Here is a 19,081-nt window from a genome sequence, read left to right on the forward strand (position 1 = left end):
CATAAAACCATGATCTTGCGAGCATTTACCAAGCACATACTTTTAAACAAACGTTTTAGCTACTAATTCCTAAGCGGTGAGTTCACCCCACCGCATAAGGCTTTTCTAGTGCACTTAAACCTACACCGTTGCGTTTAATCACTTTAAGCTGAGTAGGAATACGCTCTTTCATGGCTTCAATATGGCTTATCACACCAATCATTTTTCCACTGGCATTTAAGTTGTCTAGGGCATCAAGGGCCACATCCAAAGTTTCTGCATCCAGGGTGCCAAAGCCTTCATCTAAAAACAGCGAATCGATGCTGGTTTTGTGACTGACCAAGTCAGATAAAGCTAAAGCCAGCGCTAGGCTCACTAAGAAACTTTCTCCGCCAGACAGGGTTTTGGTATCTCGCACTACGTCGCCTTGCCAGGTGTCTAATACACTCAAACCCAACCCCTCGTTTTCTTTTCGAATGAGTTGATAGCGACCGTGTAATTTATCAAGCTGCTGATTAGCAAGCTGCACTAAGTTGTCCAACGTAAGCCCTTGCGCAAAACGTCTGAATTTGTCACCGCTCGCCGAACCAATTAACGAGTGCAGGTAAGTAATATCGTCATAATAGGCATCGAATGCAGCCATCTCTTCTACAAGCTGCTGCTGCTTTTCACGGGCTTGATTGTTAGTGCTTAGCTGCTGTTCAATTTGCCCTAGGGAAGATAACAGGGTGTCACGCTGCCCGGCTTGCTGGGTGATTTTCGTATCGAGCCACTGTGCACCGTGCTCTTCTAACTCGCTCTGCCACTGCGCTGCGTTAGCATGGGCTTTCAGCGATTGCCGTGTAGCCAGCGCGTTTTCTAGCTTTAAGTCTGCTTGTTGTTTTTGCTGCGTTAATCGCTTTTGCAGTGCAAGCAAGGTGTGACGGGTATCTTCGTCTAAGAGCGCATTGCTAAACGCCTGCTCATCGTCAAATGGGCTGCTCGCCAACTGACGGTTAAAGTGCTCTATTGCTTCTGTAAGTGCCAGTTCTTTTTCGTTTAATTGTTCGTTTAACTGAGCAATTTCTGCTTCTAAACGAGACAAAATAGTGTCCGTTTGTTGCAGGCGAGATTTGCATTCATCTACGCTTCGTTCAGCCTTTTCTTGGGCAGCGCCTGCCTTATTCCTTGTTTCAGCAATATTGCCTTCAGGAAATACGTTTAAGCGTGAATCACGCAGCGCCTTTAAACTATTATCTAGCTCCACAAGCTCTTCAGATACATCCTTCAGCTGATTCTCAGCGCTTTCGATGTCTCGGTTAAGCACAAGCAAGGTACTGCCTACCTCTTGCAACTCATTTTTAAGTTTGGCGTGTAGCTGATGATTGTGTTTATAGGTTTTAAGCGCTTTGGCTTTTTCATTTAACCATTTGGTGATTCCATCAATAGACAGATTGTGAATGTCGGCACCGTGCGCCGACATAGTCTCGCTGAGCGCTAAAATACTATTGTTAATCCCTTGTGTTTTGTTCTCTAGCTCCACATTGCGTTCGGTGAACTGCTTTCCTAAGGTTTCGCGCTGCTGCAGCGAAACAGCATGCTCTGACTGTTTGGCTTGTAGCAACTGTTGCGCCTCATTTTTAGCCTGCAGTGCAGCATTTAAAGCTTGCTCGCACTCTTCTAAACGTGTTAATTGGGCACTAATGTCATCAAGACGGGTTTTAAACTGTTCGGTAAATTGAGCGACGCTTTGCGATGTATTAATGTCGACCTTTTCAAAGCTCGGTATATCAGCGCTAAGTACGTTTGAAAGCTGCTGCCACTTTTCTAGCAGCGTATCTCGTTGAGCGCTTGCCTGTTCTAGCTGCTTATCAACCTGAGTAAGGGTGTATTCAGTGTGTGTAACGCTTTCTTTTGCCCGCGCCCCTTGCTGCTCAATATCATCTAACTGCTGCTTTAAGCTATCTCGCTTTTGAATAGTTTCAGGCACATCTATAGCCACGCTAGACGTGGTGTGCTCGTTAGCCCCACAAACAGGGCATGGCTCGCCACTTTTTAACTGTGCGCGCAGGTGCGCCACTTCAGCATCCAGGGCGATAAGCGCCTCTATGTCTTTTAAATTACTACGAGTTTGCTTGTAGGCGTCAACCAAGGCTTGGCGGTCAGATTGCTGCTGGGCTAGTTGCTTCGTTAAGTCTTCTTTCTGTGCACTCCGCGATACTTTGTCTTGCTCTAGAGCCAAATATTGCTGTTGAATATGCCCTAGCTGTAACACGTTATCCCAATGATGAAGCTTGGTATCGCGCTCTTGCTGAAGGCTTGCTTTGCTGGTCGCACTAGCACTATTAGTATCAGTTAGTTTATCAGATAGCGCGGCGTGAAGTGCCTTTTCGCACTCGGCAACTTGCGCGTTTTTGTCATCGAATGTCTGCGTTAAGGTGTTTAACGACTCATTTGTTATTGCAATAGCTTCATCTAGGGATGAAAGCGCCTGACGATCATTCTTTACACTTTGTGTCAGTGTTTCTAACTGCTTCTGATCATGTTCAATATGGCGCGCCGTTTCACTCCAGCCACTTATAAATTCTGCAATGCCGCTAAGTGAATGATGTTCATTCAAGTAGGTTTCAAGTTCACCAAGCTTGGTCTTGTTATCTGCCGAAGCGTTCTCTATTTCTGTGCGCTTCAGTGTTAACGCGTTTATTGACTGTCTTAAACTTGCCGCGCTTTCGTTTGCTTTTTGCTGTTCAGTAGTGAGCTGCGCTATTTGGTTATCAAGCGGCACCACCTGCTCGTTTATGCGCTTTTCAAGCTCACTGCTTTGTTGCTTTGTATGCGCTAGCGCTTTTTCGGCATGGGTTACTTCTGAACTAAGTTGTGCCTTTTGCGTTTTTAAGTCGGGAAGCTGCGTAGCTTTCTCGTCGAGCCTTTCTTTATAACGGGTTACATCCTGCTGAAGGGCCTTTCTTTGCAAAAATGGCAAGCGAAGCTTTTCAGCCGGCTCGCTTTGAGTTAGAAGATCAAGCTCATGCTTCGCCTCATTGATGGCGTTATTCGCGGCCTGCTGCGCTTCACTGGCTTCTTTAATGGCGAGCTCGTTGGCGTTAAACGCATGTTGCCACTGCTGTTGCTTTTGCAGTTCAGTAAGTGTTTGGTTAAACGCTGCGACTTGGTTCTTGGTTTGTGCTTGTTCATCTTCAAGCTGAGTGATTTGCTCGTCGCTAAGTAAGGTTACGCCTTCTAGCTTTATCTCAAACTCTTTTTTCTTTTGTTTAGCGTCACTAAATTGCTGATGTACCGCCTGTGATATCTGCCCGTAAATTTCGGTGCCGGTTAACTCTTCAAGCAGCTCGGCTCGGTCGGCCTCGTTAGCATTTAAGAATGCAGCAAAATCGCCTTGCGACAACATCATAGACTTGGTGAAACGGGCAAAATTAAGGCCGGTCAGCTTTTCAATCTCTTCACTTTTCGGCCTAACCTGAGTGGCTAATACCTTGCCGCTTTCAACTTCAGCAAGCTCAACATCGGCACTTTGCAGATTACCGTCAACTTTCCCTCTGGCCCGACGCATACTCCAAAACGCACGATATGCTTTACCCTTAATATCAAACTCAACCTCCGCCAAACACTCCGCCGTGCCGCGAGTCATGATGTCGTTGTTTGACGTTGAAATTGGCCCCAAGCGAGGGGTTTGGTGATAAAGCGCTAAACATATGGCATCAAGCAGCGTGGTTTTACCCGCCCCTGTAGGGCCAGTAATGGCAAACAGGCCATTGTCGATAAACGGCGACTGGGTGAAATCTATCTTCCACTCCCCTTTTAGGGCGTTTAAGTTTTTAAGGCGTAAGGTCAATATTCTCATTGTATTACTCGCCCTTCCCTTTGTGACCGTGTTGTTGAGCATCGCCTTGCTCAAGCTCTGCCTTACCTATTTCCGTTGATGTAGAATAACTTTCATTCTGCGAAGACGCTCCAGCGCTAGTTTTACGGGCTGCACGTGGTAGCGATATTTCACCTGACACGTCGACATCTTCATCATTAGTGTGAACCCGCTCTACCGCTTCATTGAACAGCTGTCTTATCCTGTTTATGCGTGAAGCGCTTTTCTCTGAAGCTGCTTCTTCAGTTTCTCCGGCACTTTGGTCGTCACCTAGAAGGATTTCTTGTGCTGGTTCACTTATTGAATTATCTCCTATGCTCTCCAATGCCAAACGCGCTTCAAATACATCGTTTACCGACAGTTCGCTAAGCTTAACGTTTTGCTTTTCCGTTAAACTATTTGCCGTGCGCTTACGCTTGCGTTTCAACTGCAAGATTTCAGCGTTTTTTCCCTCTAATAAGCCCTGAATACGTTGCTGTAGATCAGTCAGATAGTCTTCTGTTTCAACTTCAATGCATAACCACACTGGGTCTTTAGGGCTAATTGCGTTTTCCGTGGCGCTAAGGGTTTTATTCAACTCGCTAACGGCTTTATCCACTTCGCTAACGGCATCATCTGTTTGAGAAGCTAGCGCGATAGCTTCGCTTTCATTAATGGCCGCCTCAATCGCTTTTAAGTCACCTTTTATGACTTCCATGGCCTGAAAGCGCGGTACCGGTAGCGTTGAGATAGTTGGCGTTGTGCTTTCAGATTCAAACGAAACTAACACCACTTGCTTTTGCGTGTTCAGCTCATCAAAACTAAGTGGTATGGGCGAGCCTGAATAGCGAATATGTTCGGCTTTTGCTACTTTCTGTGGCCTATGAATATGCCCCAGCGCAATGTAATCGGCGGGCGGAAACCCTTTAGCGTCAAAGCCTTCAAGGGTGCCAATGTAAATATCACGCACACTTTCTGACTGACTCACGCCTAAAGCAGTTAAGTGCCCTGTAGCAATAATAGGAATGGCAGCGCTATTTTTGCTGCCCTCTTTTATTCTCTTTTCTTCCATTAAGGCGCGCAATGACAGCGCTTCATTATAAAGCGCCACGTAATGCTGCTTTATCGCATCGCCCAGCGCTTGGCGCTTGTCAGTGGCGCTTTGCCCTGCCTCACTGACTAGTACATCACGTGGGCGAATAAAGGGAACAGCACACAGTACGGCACTAGGTAGCCCCTTGCGATCATTAAGCGTGATGACTTGTTCACTTATTTCGCCATACGTACTAGCTATAACGTGGCTATTTAAATATTTCAGCAGCGCCTTACTTTCGTTTAACACCGACACTGAATCGTGGTTTCCACCTAACACTACCAGTGTACAACTCATGCCTTGTAGTTCACCGATGAACCCGTGGTAAAGTTCTCTGGCATAGCTAGGCGGCGTGCCCGTATCAAACACATCACCCGCGACAATAATCGCATCTATTTGATGCGTTTCTACTTGTTGAAGAAGCCATTTGAGGAAGGTGGCATGTTCGTTTTTGCGGCTTTTCGTAAAAAAACTCTGACCTAAGTGCCAGTCAGATGTATGCAATATTTTCATGTAGAAGTGAACCAGGCTTGTTGCATTGGAGATAGAGAAACGCTTTGGGCGCTGCGGTCTGAAGATCTAGTTCAACACACCGTTCAGCAACTATAGAGATTTTGTGGTTTTATGACAATGGTTTGATAACTCGGTTACTGGCCTTAATTCTCTTATGCCACGCGTGTCTAAATGTTCGCTTCGCAAAGAATGCAGGTGGAATAACCCAGCACGTGCAATCTTTTAGTCTGCACAAGAATAATTTAAACAGGCTGGTAAATGTTGTCCCAGTAATCATCGAGTATCTTGACAGCATCATGAAGCGACCGAGCAACGTAAACATCGCCATTTCGTTCGACTAGTTCCATAGTTAAAAGTTTGTCTATAGCATCGGAAACATCGAAATCGAGAGCACAGTTGAGCTCTTCTAAAAAGTAGGTTTCTATTGCGCTATCAAGGGTTGTCAATACCATTCCACCAGCGGCAATCTCCCGCTCTGTACGCACCTCGCAGAATGCAGCACCGCCCTCTACAGACACTTCACTACATTTAAGCAAAAACGTATAGGCCAATAAGGCTTCTTTGCAGTCTTCTTCCTCTGCGGCATCAATTAACGTATGAAATACACCTGCGTTATTGTCTAAATTTTTAAAGTACAAATTGTCGGACAGTGCTTTCATAAATCGAATTTTTCGGTTTTTAAACTTTGTCCATTCCTTAAAGATAAAGCTACCAAATACGCCCATTCCAATACCAAAGGTGATTAAGCTCTGCTTAGTTAATTCCACTTCTTCGTTTTTAAAGCCCAGCCAGAACGCCAAAAAGGACGCCATAAGAAGCAGCGACGCGCCTAACTTAGTCACCAAGACGACGGTGCCGCCTATTGCAGCCGATGCACTTATAATTAACTTATCGAGCGGGCGCATTTTGACTTCGCTATTGGGAAACAGCATTTCTAAGTCTGCTTTAGGTACGTTTTGAAAAAGCTTTACTATGGTTGAGCCAGGTTTGAAGGTTACTGGTGTTTGGCCCTTATCTTTAAAGTAAGTCTCATCTTTAAAAGTAATATAAACAGCTACTTTGTCATAGTTGGTAAACGACACCTGCTTTTTGCGTAGCCCGAAAAAGGTGCGTACAGTTTCCGTTTTTATAGACTCCCCCCGGCGATAGAACACAACATCCTCAAAGTCATCGAAGCTTACCGCGAGACGCACTTTGAACAAGGATTCTTCATTCAGCGCAGCTTCCAAATCATCATCTGTGACTTTCTCAAAATTTGCCGCGTTTAAGAGGTTGGCAAAACCCTTGGCAAAGGCTTTTTGGTTCTGCTTGCGTACCCTTTCATTCGAAGATTGCAATTCACGTGTGTCTTTATTTGGATCGAAATGGCTGTAGCTATTTTTCAACGCCTCTAGTTGCTCATGATACTGGTAGTGTATACGGCTGACTAACAACGTAGAGAAAGTGCGGAAACCTGCAGAATCGTAAGAGAGTAACCCCTCACATAGTTTAGCAACATCGTGTTTACGAAAAGGAATAAATCGTTCTAATGGCATCAGGTGGTCTTATCAGTTTTATTAATTCTTGCTCAATGCGGATAGTTACTTCACTGTAATAAAAACACAACCATTCTTGGCGGAATTAAGCCCAATGGATAATACCTAAAGCGTAAAATCCGCCTAATGTCTAAACGAAATATTTCTTCAACAAAGATAATCTATACTACACTTATTCAATACAATGCATATAACTTCAGGAGACGTTATGTTCGTATCAAGCTCTCGATACAATAATGACATATCGGCTCTTAGGGACGAGAGTCAAGGTTTGCTTGGTACGCTGGATGCGTTCAAAAACAATATGGCTTATGCCATCTACAGTACCGATGGGCAGTGTATCTATGCCTCTCAAGCATTACTTTCCATTTTGAATTATCCAAACTCCACAGTAGCATCGTTTTCCCATGCTGCGATGCGAGTGGAAGGCATTGAAACCGACTCTCAATACAAAACGTTTTGGCAACAGCTTATCAATGGCGGTAGTTTTAGCGACACGGTCGCTAGAAAGTCAGCACTTGGTGAAACTAAATGGCTTAAAGCAAGCTATGTTACTGTGAATAGAAACGGTAGTTTGGAAATTCATGCTATTTATCATGATATTACTGAGCACGAAAAAGCATATTTTGAAGGTAAAGCAGTCACTGATGCGCTAAACAAATCAATGGCGGTTATCGAGTTTGAACCAGACGGAACAATTATTACGGCAAACGAAAATTTCACTGCCACAGTAAAACACAATTTGTCCGACATTCAGGGCAAACACCACCGCATGTTTTGTAATGATAAATTTTATCAGGATAATCCCAATTTCTGGGATAATCTTGCGCGTGGAAATTTCTCTTCAGGTCAATTCGAACGAGTCGATGCTAACGGTAATACGTTGTGGTTAGAAGCAACGTACAACCCTGTTTTTGATGCCTCAGGCCGCGTTATCAAAGTGATCAAATTTGCATCTAATATCACCGACGCTGTAAACGAGAAGAATACCATTGCGCAGGCTGCAGAATTAGCAGTGTCAACGGCAGAAGAAACCTCACAGATTGCTGCTGATGGCGCCTCTTCCTTACAGCGTAGCGTAGAAACGTTCGACGCAGCTCTTTCAGAAGTTGAAGAAACCAATCTACTCATGCACGAGCTTAGTGAACAGTCGCTTAAGATTGAAACCATCGTTACAACCATTAGTGGTATTGCTGAGCAAACTAACTTACTAGCCCTAAACGCTGCGATTGAAGCGGCCCGAGCTGGCGATCAAGGCAGAGGTTTCGCCGTAGTTGCAGATGAAGTAAGACAGCTTGCACAACGCACTAGCGACTCCACTGTTGAAATAGAAAGCGTGGTTGCAGAAAACAGAAAGCTTGCAGACAAGTCCACGAAGAAGATGGCCGGAGTAAAAGATAGCGTGGACCAAAACAGTCAGCAAATTGCGCAAGTTCAAAGCATAATTGATGAAATTCAAAAAGGTGCGTTGAATGTATCGGAAACCGTTTCTGGTATTCTTCGTTAACAAACATTGAAAATTACTAAGAAGGGGCTGTTGATTATCAACGGCCCCTTTTTCATTAGAGATTGTGTTTTACTCTGGTAAATATTTTAAGTCCGTAAACACTGAGAGCGTTTTTTTACCTGACACTTTTGCACTAGTTAGTATGCGCAACATTAGCAATGTGCTGCTGTTGAATATTCAGATACTTCTTAATGCTGTCGCCATTTTTACCATACTGGTCGACAAAGGCCGAAACCGTTAAGCCATTACAGGTCATTTCTTCTGCAACGTATTTTTTATCTAACGCTGATGCTTTAATTTGATTGTGAAACTTCCATTTATTTCCGGAAGCGGCCGTTACGCAGAGGTTAGACGTTACCGAATCGTCAGAAGGAGTGAACTCAACAGAAGCTAAAGCGCTTCCAGTGAAAAGAGATGTAAGAGCAATAATGGTAAGGGCAGTAGTACGTGATTTCATAGCATGATTTCCTTATTGGGACGAAGTTACCTTGTAGTGGCAATACGTCTTAGCCACATTCACAATTACAATTACTGTTACAATCATTGCGCCAACTTTAAAAAATCTTTTATCTTCAACACCTTAACCTTAACAAAAGAAGTATTTGCAGACTAATTGTCGAGCACTAGTGCCACCTTTCGACAAATTTAACTAATTAGTAGCATTTTTGACCACTTCGTTTCCATATGTTTTTTAAGGCCATAAGTCTCTTTGTTTACCGATAAAGTGCATAACCTAGCCCATTTGTCTTAAATAAAAAATTATCTTCGCTTACAATATAACGATGACTTATCCCGTTCCCGCTAAACAGGTTGAAACCCTGTACGAAATTAAAAAAAGTAAATTCATCGCTTGTGCTGGCTTTGCCAACTCTCGTGAAAGTGCAATGGCGCTTTTAGACAGCGTTAAGCAACAATATCCCGACGCCAGACACCACTGCTGGGCCTATGTCTTTGGGAACCCGAACTCGCCCACTAGTGCAGCTATGGCCGATGACGGCGAACCTAGCGGTACCGCAGGAAAACCCATATTAAATGTGCTTCAGCATAAAGATATCGGCGATATTATGGTTATTGTTACGCGATATTTTGGCGGCATTAAATTAGGTGCAGGTGGGTTGGTAAGGGCTTATTCGGCAGCAGCTCAGCAAGCCATTGACGCTCTTGAAGTACGACAAGAGATTAAGCTAGAACCACTAAGCGTGAACATCGATTTTAAGCATGAGCAGTTCGTACGACACTTAGTGGAGCAAGCGAATGGAAAAATTGCAAACTGCGACTACGGTAGTAGCGTAGTTGTTGAAGTTGAGTTGCCAATAGATGCACTAGATGACTTTAAAAAGCAGATGGCGCCTATTGCGTTTTCAGTGGCAGTAAAGGACAAGTAAACCTTATAAAAATAAGATGCTGGTAGTGACATCAAAAGTAGCTTTGGGCTGTTTTCGCATGCAAATTAGATAGGCTCAGTAAGTGAAGTGCCCCCAGTGATTGGATAGTCCAACTATAGGGAGGCACTTTATAACAACATTAAAACTTCTTTTCTGAAGCCAAAATTTCCAATAATTACCCTTTAAACGTGCCTCGAATAGGATAGTTATTCTCTGGATTGCGAATAAACTCTAGGCCAGATACAAGCTGTTCTAAATCAGGGCGAACAAAAGGCGCATTCGCGATTTCAGCAATGTGAATTTTGTTGTCACTGTTCAGCACAAACAACGCGGGTTCGGCGAAGTTATGATCCGTTTCTTTTTCTGAACGTGGCTCAGAAATATACAGACCTAGCTTTTCCATATCACTTTGCGACAATCCGTATGCAATAGGAAAGTTGATGGACAAGTCATCTAAATGCGCTTCAAGCTGCTCTTTACTGTCGCCGCTTACCGCAACAACATCAATATTAAGCTCGCGTAGTCGACCCGTAAAATCTTCAAGTTTGTTTAAGTATTTGGTACAAATCGGGCAGTGTTTGCCACGATAGACAACCACCATCTTCCAGTCACATCCATCGCCCTTGTCAGCTAGCGATATAGTTTCGCCAGTTGATAGCGTTGCCTTTACTTCAGGAAAAGTAGTAGCTGGGTGCATCTTTTGTGTATACATAAAAACTCCTTAACGATTAATTCAAATCCTTCAGCGTGCGGCTAGCAAATAAGCTGCTCAGCTGCACTTGAACTACACTAGGTAAACGACACTAGGTAAACGTTGATACGCGTGCCCTAACTTTAAGATCGCCTTTTTGAACAATCGTTCAATTTTTATGTATAAGTATTACTCTTAGTATAAATAAAAAAGCAGCGCCTAATGCGCTGCTTTACTTGTTACTAACTTAACAGAACGACTGATGATTAATTCACGTAGCCTTCATTCGCTTTTACCGTAAGTGGGTGATAGCCCGATTTAGCTTCTTCAAAAGCGCGCTTTGCAAACGCTTTGCCTTCTGGCGTTTTTGATAGCTCGCGATAAAGTGGCTTAACCAGTTTATTTCGACCAATCGAAACCAGGTAACTATACAAACGTTCAAACGCAGGCTGATAGTTATTTTCTACCGCGATCATCAACCAGCTATGCGCGATTTCGTTGTTTTTGGTCGAGGTTAATGAAAACGCTGAATCAAGCTCAGCAAGTTGTGCTTTGCTTAATGTTTCAGGCATGTTGTTTAAGAAATACAGCCACTCATGTACTGTCCATTGTGCTGTTTCAATATCTGTCGCTTTCACATCGCCTGATAGCCATGCGCTTCGTGTATCATCTATTTTAGTGAAGGCATCAGATTCTGGCTGCGGTGCGCCTTTTGGAATGCCGGGTTCAAAAATCCATGTATGAATTCGCTCTGCATCTAGCTTATCTGGATACTGCTTTAACAAGGTATCGTCTAAGTAGGCGATAAAGGTGTCGGTGGTAATACTCTTAAAGGCAAAGTCTTTGAAGTATTGCATTAAAAACGCATCAAAGTTTTCACGACCTATCTTCTGTTCGATTTCTCGTAGGAAAAGTGCGCCTTTTTCGTAAGGGATGTTGGAGAAAACATCGTCTGGATTACGGCCACGAAGGTCAATGGCAAGAATCTCATCATTCTCATCTAGGGCTGCAATATCGTTCTCTAAATCTTGATAACCCAGCACGGCTTCTTTCTTGAAGCGATCATGTCCGTAGATCATCTCCATAATGCGGTAGGTGAGATAAGTTGTGAAGCCTTCGTTCAACCAAAGGTCGCGCCATGTAGCGTTTGTCACTGTGTTACCAGACCAGCTGTGGGCCAATTCGTGAGCTATTAACGACACCAAGCTTTTATCACCTGCGATAACCGTTGGCGTGATAAACGACAAACGTGGGTTTTCCATACCTCCAAACGGGAACGACGGCGGTAGAATGAGAAGGTCGTAACGATCCCATTGGTAAGGACCATACGTTTTTTCTGTTACTTCTAACATGGCTTCAGTGTCTTCGAATTCTTTTGCGGCACCTTCAAGTAGCGCAGGTTCAGCATACACACCGGTACGCTCTCCCATCGCTTTAAATTCCAAATCACCTATGGCCAACGCGATAAGATATGAAGGAATAGGCTGTGGCATAGTGAACTCATATTCTCCATCGCGCGCAGTAGTAGGGTCGTTCGACGCACTCATCACCGCCAACAGGTCTTCAGGTGTTTTAATGGTTGCGTCATAAGTTACCCGTACTTGCGGAGAATCCTGAAGCGGAATAAAGCTTCGAGCATGAACCGCTTGTGCTTGAGTGAATAGGAACGGGTGCTTTTTACCCGCAGTTTGCGCTGGCGTTAGCCATTGTACGCCAGACGCGTCAGGCGAGGTTGAATACGCTACCGACACTGAGTCTGCCTCGCTAGGCAGTGTTATTGTAAGAGGCGTACCTAAATCAGCGTCAGTTTCACCCATTTCAAAGGGAACACCTTCCCCGTCTACGGTCACATTTTTTATCTCTAGAGCGCGGGTATCTAGTACTAATGTATTGTTTTCAGGCTTTGTGCGTTTTACATCAAGGGTTACGTCACCAATAAGCTGCTTGGTCTCAAAGTTAGCCGTTAGATTTAGGCTCAGATGAGTAACTCTAACTTCATTGGGGTTTGCAAAAGAGTGGTAGTCTACGCCAGAAGCAATGGCTGCATCGTGTTGATTTTCTACCGAAGTTTTTAGTGCTTCAGTGTTTAAATCTGAGCCTACGCTGACGGCTTGATCATTGTCTGTCTTGGCTGCGTCTACATTGCTGTTGTCGCTGCACGCAAACAATACAGGCGCACATACGAACGTAGCCAGTAATCCGTATTTTTTCATATAACTTCCTAAAGGATGATTGATACGATCTCAGTGTATCAATCTGTTATATGGCTGGCGACTCTAATTCGAAGAAGTGCATTGAAACGTCACTGTTTGTCGAGAAACAATCGCGGTTGGCTGAATAAATGCAGACCACTACCTCCCTTTAATGAGGGCGTAGCTATCTGCACTAGCTTCTTTACGCGTTACCGATTAATTAGACAAGGCTAATATTTACTTCAATGTTGCCGCGGGTCGCATTTGAATATGGACATACCTGATGGGCAGTATCGACTAAGCTTTGTGCTTGTGCTTTGTCTATATCGCCCAAATCAACTGTCAGTTTAACCGCAATAGCAAAACCTTGCTCGATAGGGCCAATCGAAACGTCGCCCGTTACACTAATGTCATCAGCTAGCTTTATCTCTTGCGATGTAGCCACGTGCTTTAACGCACCAATGAAGCATGCTGAATAGCCTGCCGCAAACATTTGCTCAGGGTTAGTACCTTCACCGCCAGCACCGCCCAGCGCTTTAGGCGTAGACAATTTAAGGTTTAAATTACCATCGCTGGATTTTGCTGTACCTTCGCGACCGCCGGTTGCTGTTGCGGTTCCGGTGTAAACCACTTGTTGAAGCATATGCATAGTTGCTCTCCTCTATAATGAACCGTTAATTTATTTTGCATGCAAAATAAATTAGCACCGAACCCAGTTGCAGATCAAGTACTTTGTATGCAAAATATAAACAGCATTCAGAGATTAGTAACAATAAGGGTTAAGTGTCATGTCAGAATTATTAAAGTTGGAAAATCAGCTTTGTCATCGTTTTTATACGCTGTCGAATGCATTCACTCGCGCTTACCGACCCCTTCTTAAAGCGTTAGATATTACCTACCCTCAATACGTAACATTAATGGCCCTGTGGGAAACCGATGACATTACTATTGCTAAGCTTCTTGAAAAAACAGTGATTGACGGGGGGGCCATGTCTCTCATTCTTAAAAAATTAGAAGAAAAAGGCTTTTTAGTCGTGACTAAAGATGAGCTCGACAAACGCGTTAAGCGCGTACAGCTCACAAAAATGGGAAAAGAAAAGAAAGCCATAGCAGAAAAAGTACCCGCACAAATGCTTTGTAAATTCAATGGTATGAGTACAGAAGAAAGTCGTACATTAATGCACCTTCTGGATAAATTAAGCGGCTGCTTCGAAAACACCGATTTATAAGTTTTTTTGTAATCTTATCGTCATCAGACTATTGGCGTTTTCTGTTAATATTTTCATATTCAGCGAACAAGTGTGCGCTATAATTGTCAAAGATATGCCAATAGTTAATTAAGAGGTGTGCATATTTCTACTGATTACAAAACAGGAGACGTAATGACAGACGTAAAGGAACAAACAAAAGCTATTTCTGCCAAAGCTTACTCCGTTTTAGAAGAATGGTTGAATAGTATTACTCACGGCATTGGTTTTATAGCAGCCATCGTAGGTTTAATATTTATGCTGTACCGCGCTGAAAATACATTAGCGTTAGTCACAGCCTCCATTTACGGCTCTACCCTCATTCTCGTATTTTTAAGTTCCACGCTTTACCATGCTATATCTCACCAACAAGCTAAGGGATGGCTTAAGTTATTCGACCATAGTGCAATATACTTATTGATAGCGGGTACTTACACACCTTTACTATTGGTTTCAATTGGTGGCGTATTAGGAATTACTATGACGGCTATTATTTGGAGCTTAGCGCTAGGTGGTGTCGCGTTTAAACTTATCGCTCAGCACAGGTTTCCAAAAGTGTCAGTAATGACCTATTTATTAATGGGCTGGATTGCCCTTGGCCTTATTTACCCGCTGTATGTCGCCCTGCCAGGCGCTGGACTCTGGTTATTGGTAGCAGGTGGGCTATGTTTCAGCGTAGGCGTGTGCTTTTATGTGGCAAAAAAGGTAAAGTACACCCATGCAATTTGGCACTTATTCGTCATCGGCGGATGCAGTTGCCATTACTTTTCTATTTATTATTTCGTCGTTTAACAGTAGGTTTTAGATAACGCAGCCATGCAAGAAGCTGAGAAAAAAGAAGACAGCACAACAGCAAAACCGAATATCGCGTGGTTTTCTCTGCGCGCTGGTCATATATGCCTTGGTAAAAAACCGGTTGAAAGTGATTTTGAAAGACTTAAATCACTGGGTGTGACTCACATTGCTACAGTCCAAACCAGTGAAGAGAAGGCGCCGATTATTCGCGACCGATCAACAGCGGCCGGGTTAGAGTGGCTATGGGTTCCCTTTTTACACCCGTCTTCTGACTCCCCCACCGAAGATGTACACCTTCACCAATACCTTCATGAATTGTCTCAGATGCTGACTGAGGGGGCTAAGATATATTTACACTGCGACGGTTCACAGCATCGCTGTAGTCTATTGTTCTATGCACTGTGCCACTATTGCCGAATTCCATCTAACAGTGCTTACAATGCGCTGCACAGCTTTGGCGCTAGTGCGGCAAATAACCTCAAAAGATCCGAACTAACATGGGCTGCGGAATTAGGTCATATCGCACCTAAAATGTAGGTCTTAAAAAACGCGCGGCAATAAAAATAATAAGCCGCGCATGCTGTTATGCAAAAACTATTTCAACGTTGGCTTTGGCAGTAGAGGCGAGATGATTTCACCAATACGACGAAACAGCTGCATACGTGTTGTGCCTGAACGCCATACTAACCCAATCTCTCTGAAGCCCTGCTCTTCAGCTGGGAAGCTTTTAAGGCCAGTGTGCTCAAGGATAGATTGATTTATCGCGAGTTCTGGTAAAAAGGTGTAGCCCATTTTGCTGTTCGCCAATTGCACTAAGGTGTACAGGCTACTCGCTGCCACGCTGCTAATCTGGTCGCTATGCTGAAGGTTACACGCGCTTACGGCGTGGCCTGTCATACAATGCTCTTGCTGAAGTAAGAAGATACTCTTTTTGGGCAAGGTTGAAATATCAACAGGGTTAGGCAGTTGCTCAGCCATATCTTCATGGGCGATAAGGTGAAACGGATCGTGCCCCAAAACCATCTGTTTACACCCAGGGGTGTCCATTGGCAGCGCGAGGATCAGTAAGTCTAACCTACCGTCGGTCAATTGCTGTAGTAACTTCTCAGTGGTGTCTTCCTGCATTTCTAGATTGATCTCAGGCAGAAAAGTGGAAAACGCCCCCAACATACCTTCAAATAAAAACGGTGCGATGGTTGGTATAACGCCTAACTTTAACGTGCCGCGCTGCCAGTTACCCGCGTTTTGTGCGTACTCCACAAGCTCACCCGCTTCTTGGAGTAACATCTTACTACGCTCAACAATGTCCAACCCCAAAGAAGTAAACACAAACGTTTTGTGTTCACGTTCAAGAAGCTGGCTTCCAAAGTGTTCCTCTAGATTCTGAATGGCCGTACTCAATGTAGACTGGCTCACATTACAGCGTTGGGCAGCACGATGAAAATGTTGCTCTTGATGTAGCGTCACCAAATAATGTAGATGCTTAAGATTAGGCCATTTCATGGATATCTCACAATGATTCAAAAAGGGATTAAAAAATATTGGTTTAATCTAACATAAAGATTAAATACAGCCTAGGGCTGTTACTTATGCTTACCTAGCATTACTACCTATTACTTAAGACCGTGTTTGTATATTAACGTGGCTGCTTTCTTCTATAAGAAGCTTTTAAGAATTTGTTATTACCAACTGGAAAGCCCCTATAAGTAACGTTAGGATTAAAGAAGTGCATTAATTACCACATATTTTTACAGCGAAGTAAGACCCGCTCTTGTATCATTCAATCAATTAAGCGAACAACTATTGAGGGCAGTATGAAAGGACATTATAAAAACATTTTATGTGTGTTGAGCGACTCACATCGTCAAGATGACACAGTTGCCCAAGCACTGCATATCGCCAAAGCTCACCAGGCCTCGCTTACTATTATGCTTTCTCTTGAATCACTGCCGCCTAATGCAAGTATGGTCATGGAGTCATTCTCTTATGTGGACTCTCAGCAAACCATGGAAACTCAGGCTCAGCTTTGGTTAAAGCAGCAGGCTGAGAGCTGGAGTGAACAATACGAAGTATCAACAGCAGTAACGGTGGGGCACCCGTTAATTGATATCGTACGCTATGTGATGAATAACAATATCGACTTAGTCATTAAGCGAGCAGAAGAAAGCTTTTTAGATAAACTGTTTGGTAGTTTGGATATGCAGCTGTTTCGCAAATGCCCCTGCCCTTTGTGGGTGATAAACCACAAGCCTCGCAGTCAATACAAAAATGTAGTAGCCGCACTAGATCTTAACTATCATTACCCGAACCACGAGGTTTCAATAAGACGCGACCTTAACCGCGATATATTGCGACACGCTAGCCAAATAGCCTTATTAGAATTTGCCCAGCTGCATATTGTTCACGTGTTTGATGCGGTACCGGAAAATATAGCCAGAGATGGATTTATTACCGTCGATAACGACAGAATGGAAACCGATCTGGCGAAAATTCACGCTGAACGTCAAAAGGAATTAGACAAGCTACTTTCTGAACTTTCTGATGAACTCGACGACAATGTCTGGGAATACCTACAGCCTAAAAATCACATAGTGCACGGTTACCCACGTCGGGAAATTGCAGCTACAACCACATCGCTAGATACCGATGTCATCGTTATGGGCACTGTATCTCGTTTAGGCGTACCTGGCTACATTATGGGTGATACTGCCGAAGAAACCATTCACCAGTTAAACTGTGCGGTGGTAGGTGTTAAACCTAGAGGATTTGAATCGCCAATCTCACGAGATTGATATGGTAAATTAACTATCGACTTAAACTAAGAAGGCCGCGCTTCATTGAAGCGCGGCCTTTTTGCATATAACAATAAGGTAAGATTACTAAACTACACCAAATGCCGCTTTCAATATAAAGAAGAAAATAATTGAAAGCAGTGCACCTGCCGGCAAGGTTACAATCCAAGACACAACGATATTTCTAACAATACCTAAATTAAGCGCTGAAACACCACGAGCTAAACCTACACCTAAGACCGCCCCTACTAAGGTTTGCGTGGTTGATATAGGCAAACCAGTACCTGATGCAATAACTACCGTACACGCTGCTGCAAGTTCAGCGGCAAAACCACGGCTTGGCGTTAAATGTGTAATACCTTGGCCAATGGTTTTAATAACGCGATGACCAAATAAAGCAAGACCTGCAACAATTCCTAAACCGCCTAGTGGTAAAATCCACCAAGCCAGTGTGGCACTTGAGTTAATCTCACCGCCACTGGTAACAACGCTAACTACAGCCGCAAGAGGACCAATCGCATTAGCCACATCGTTAGAGCCGTGGGCAAATGCCATACAACAAGCAGTTACTACCATAAGCAGTGCAAATACTTTTTCAACGTTTGCTGCTTGTAAATCTGCATCTTCAGAACCACTGAATTTCATACGGCCGATGAACCATTTCCCCAGGAAACCCAATGCTATTGCTATGCCGATTGCTAACAAATAACCGTTAATAGCGCTTAGTTCTAAGCCGACGTGCTTAAGCCCTTTCTTAATAGTGACAAGGGACATAACAAAGCCCGCTAATGCCATATAAAACGGCACATAACGCTTGGCATTGGCAAACGGAGAAGCGGTTTGGAAGATGAGCTTGTGGGCGCTCATAAAGATAAGGTAAGCAATGATGCCCGATATAGCAGGTGTTACTACCCAACTACCTACGATACCACCCACTTTATCCCACGCTACTGCGTCCATGCTGACGCCAGTTGCCGTAAAGCCGATGATGGCACCTATAATTGAGTGCGTTGTAGATACAGGCCACCCCAACCATGACGCTACCGCTAGCCATATACCAGCCGCAAGTAGTGACGAGATCATGCCTAATACTAGGTATTCAGGTATGTCTATAAAAAAGGTTGAGTCGATAATCCCTTTTCGAATGGTAGATGTTACTTCGCCACCTGCTAGGTAGGCGCCAGCAAACTCAAATATCATTGCAATGATAATGGCTTGTTTTATGGTTAAAGCTTTAGAACCCACTGACGTACCCATTGCGTTGGCAACGTCATTCGCTCCGATACCCCATGCCATGACGAAACCAACGCCGGCGGCAAGGATTATAAGAATTAGGCCATAACTTTCAAAAAATTCCACGGATAATCGCTCCCGATCTAAACGCGATTTAGGCTGGACGCTACTTGAGTAAGTAGCATGATCTCTTCACCCCAAGGGTTAGAGAAAGAAGTTAAAGACAAATTGTGTTTTATCATAAGGTTCGATTAAATTTTGCACGATCTGTTCTTGGCTGC

General features: G+C 43.9%; 15 protein-coding genes. 6 read left to right on the forward strand and 9 right to left on the reverse strand.

The window, feature by feature from the left end; translation table 11 throughout:
• Nucleotides 1–82: 82 nt before the first annotated feature.
• The 3 genes from D1814_RS03655 to D1814_RS03665 form a co-directional block, all read right to left on the reverse strand.
• Nucleotides 83–3,820: an AAA family ATPase gene (locus D1814_RS03655; RefSeq protein WP_118490154.1), complete on the reverse strand. Its 3,738-nt coding sequence runs from the start codon at nt 3,818–3,820 to the stop codon at nt 83–85.
• A 4-nt stretch (nt 3,821–3,824) separates the two neighbouring features.
• Complete coding sequence (sbcD, locus tag D1814_RS03660) at nt 3,825–5,423, reverse strand: exonuclease subunit SbcD (protein WP_232368972.1); 1,599 nt, start codon at nt 5,421–5,423, stop codon at nt 3,825–3,827.
• A gap of 242 nt (nt 5,424–5,665) precedes the next feature.
• Nucleotides 5,666–6,958, reverse strand: a complete 1,293-nt coding sequence (locus D1814_RS03665) for a TMEM143 family protein (RefSeq protein WP_118490155.1) — start codon at nt 6,956–6,958, stop codon at nt 5,666–5,668.
• 208 nt (nt 6,959–7,166) lie between these two features.
• Here D1814_RS03665 and D1814_RS03670 point away from each other — a divergent pair, with 208 nt between their 5' ends.
• Nucleotides 7,167–8,465: a methyl-accepting chemotaxis protein gene (locus tag D1814_RS03670; protein ID WP_118490156.1), complete on the forward strand. Its 1,299-nt coding sequence runs from the start codon at nt 7,167–7,169 to the stop codon at nt 8,463–8,465.
• 133 nt (nt 8,466–8,598) lie between these two features.
• On the opposite strand, the gene D1814_RS03675 is transcribed toward D1814_RS03670, so the two are convergent.
• The gene (locus D1814_RS03675) at nt 8,599–8,922 is read right to left on the reverse strand and encodes a DUF3718 domain-containing protein (protein ID WP_118490157.1); all 324 of its coding nucleotides are present in this window, start codon (nt 8,920–8,922) and stop codon (nt 8,599–8,601) included.
• A gap of 325 nt (nt 8,923–9,247) precedes the next feature.
• On the opposite strand from D1814_RS03675, the gene D1814_RS03680 reads away from it, so the two are divergent.
• Nucleotides 9,248–9,850 (forward strand): YigZ family protein, encoded by a 603-nt coding sequence (locus D1814_RS03680; protein WP_118490158.1) that lies wholly within the window; start codon nt 9,248–9,250, stop codon nt 9,848–9,850.
• 175 nt (nt 9,851–10,025) lie between these two features.
• On the opposite strand, the gene D1814_RS03685 is transcribed toward D1814_RS03680, so the two are convergent.
• The 3 genes from D1814_RS03685 to D1814_RS03695 form a co-directional block, all read right to left on the reverse strand.
• Entirely contained in the window at nt 10,026–10,562 is a 537-nt protein-coding gene (locus D1814_RS03685; RefSeq protein ID WP_118490159.1) for a peroxiredoxin-like family protein, read from the reverse strand.
• Between the two features lie 245 nt (nt 10,563–10,807).
• Complete coding sequence (locus D1814_RS03690) at nt 10,808–12,754, reverse strand: M1 family metallopeptidase (protein ID WP_118490160.1); 1,947 nt, start codon at nt 12,752–12,754, stop codon at nt 10,808–10,810.
• A 199-nt stretch (nt 12,755–12,953) separates the two neighbouring features.
• On the reverse strand, nt 12,954–13,382 hold the full coding sequence (locus tag D1814_RS03695) for an organic hydroperoxide resistance protein (RefSeq protein WP_118490161.1): 429 nt from the start codon (nt 13,380–13,382) through the stop codon (nt 12,954–12,956).
• A 139-nt stretch (nt 13,383–13,521) separates the two neighbouring features.
• On the opposite strand from D1814_RS03695, the gene D1814_RS03700 reads away from it, so the two are divergent.
• The 3 genes from D1814_RS03700 to D1814_RS03710 all read left to right on the forward strand — a co-directional run bounded on the left by D1814_RS03700 (nt 13,522) and on the right by D1814_RS03710 (nt 15,312).
• Complete coding sequence (locus D1814_RS03700) at nt 13,522–13,962, forward strand: MarR family winged helix-turn-helix transcriptional regulator (RefSeq protein ID WP_118490162.1); 441 nt, start codon at nt 13,522–13,524, stop codon at nt 13,960–13,962.
• Nucleotides 13,963–14,115: 153 nt separating this feature from the next.
• Nucleotides 14,116–14,772 carry a PAQR family membrane homeostasis protein TrhA gene (gene trhA / locus D1814_RS03705; protein ID WP_118490163.1) on the forward strand — a complete coding sequence of 219 codons (657 nt, stop codon included), beginning with the start codon at nt 14,116–14,118 and terminating at the stop codon, nt 14,770–14,772.
• A 24-nt stretch (nt 14,773–14,796) separates the two neighbouring features.
• Nucleotides 14,797–15,312: a hypothetical protein gene (locus D1814_RS03710; protein ID WP_118490164.1), complete on the forward strand. Its 516-nt coding sequence runs from the start codon at nt 14,797–14,799 to the stop codon at nt 15,310–15,312.
• 57 nt (nt 15,313–15,369) lie between these two features.
• Here the strand turns inward: D1814_RS03710 and D1814_RS03715 are convergent, their stop codons facing one another.
• Nucleotides 15,370–16,278, reverse strand: a complete 909-nt coding sequence (locus D1814_RS03715; protein WP_118490165.1) for a hydrogen peroxide-inducible genes activator — start codon at nt 16,276–16,278, stop codon at nt 15,370–15,372.
• A 311-nt stretch (nt 16,279–16,589) separates the two neighbouring features.
• Here D1814_RS03715 and D1814_RS03720 point away from each other — a divergent pair, with 311 nt between their 5' ends.
• Nucleotides 16,590–17,567, forward strand: coding sequence for a universal stress protein (locus D1814_RS03720; RefSeq protein WP_118490166.1), 978 nt, complete (start codon nt 16,590–16,592; stop codon nt 17,565–17,567).
• 87 nt (nt 17,568–17,654) lie between these two features.
• On the opposite strand, the gene D1814_RS03725 is transcribed toward D1814_RS03720, so the two are convergent.
• A complete protein-coding gene (locus D1814_RS03725) occupies nt 17,655–18,926 on the reverse strand; it encodes an inorganic phosphate transporter (RefSeq protein WP_118490167.1) in 1,272 nt (423 codons plus the stop codon).
• Nucleotides 18,927–19,081 lie beyond the last annotated feature (155 nt).

The sequence above is a fragment of the Alteromonas sp. BL110 genome, from assembly GCF_003443615.1.
Taxonomy (GTDB): Bacteria; Pseudomonadota; Gammaproteobacteria; order Enterobacterales; family Alteromonadaceae; genus Alteromonas.

Bases quoted from the DNA above. Each gene is read 5' to 3' on its own strand.
- D1814_RS03655 (WP_118490154.1), bottom strand. From the start codon at position 3,820: ATGAGAATATTGACCTTACGCCTTAAAAACTTAAACGCCCTAAAAGGG.
- sbcD (WP_232368972.1), bottom strand. From the start codon at position 5,423: ATGAAAATATTGCATACATCTGACTGGCACTTAGGTCAGAGTTTTTTT.
- D1814_RS03665 (WP_118490155.1), bottom strand. From the start codon at position 6,958: ATGCCATTAGAACGATTTATTCCTTTTCGTAAACACGATGTTGCTAAA.
- D1814_RS03670 (WP_118490156.1), top strand. From the start codon at position 7,167: ATGTTCGTATCAAGCTCTCGATACAATAATGACATATCGGCTCTTAGG.
- D1814_RS03675 (WP_118490157.1), bottom strand. From the start codon at position 8,922: ATGAAATCACGTACTACTGCCCTTACCATTATTGCTCTTACATCTCTT.
- D1814_RS03680 (WP_118490158.1), top strand. From the start codon at position 9,248: ATGACTTATCCCGTTCCCGCTAAACAGGTTGAAACCCTGTACGAAATT.
- D1814_RS03685 (WP_118490159.1), bottom strand. From the start codon at position 10,562: ATGTATACACAAAAGATGCACCCAGCTACTACTTTTCCTGAAGTAAAG.
- D1814_RS03690 (WP_118490160.1), bottom strand. From the start codon at position 12,754: ATGAAAAAATACGGATTACTGGCTACGTTCGTATGTGCGCCTGTATTG.
- D1814_RS03695 (WP_118490161.1), bottom strand. From the start codon at position 13,382: ATGCATATGCTTCAACAAGTGGTTTACACCGGAACCGCAACAGCAACC.
- D1814_RS03700 (WP_118490162.1), top strand. From the start codon at position 13,522: ATGTCAGAATTATTAAAGTTGGAAAATCAGCTTTGTCATCGTTTTTAT.
- trhA (WP_118490163.1), top strand. From the start codon at position 14,116: ATGACAGACGTAAAGGAACAAACAAAAGCTATTTCTGCCAAAGCTTAC.
- D1814_RS03710 (WP_118490164.1), top strand. From the start codon at position 14,797: ATGCAAGAAGCTGAGAAAAAAGAAGACAGCACAACAGCAAAACCGAAT.
- D1814_RS03715 (WP_118490165.1), bottom strand. From the start codon at position 16,278: ATGAAATGGCCTAATCTTAAGCATCTACATTATTTGGTGACGCTACAT.
- D1814_RS03720 (WP_118490166.1), top strand. From the start codon at position 16,590: ATGAAAGGACATTATAAAAACATTTTATGTGTGTTGAGCGACTCACAT.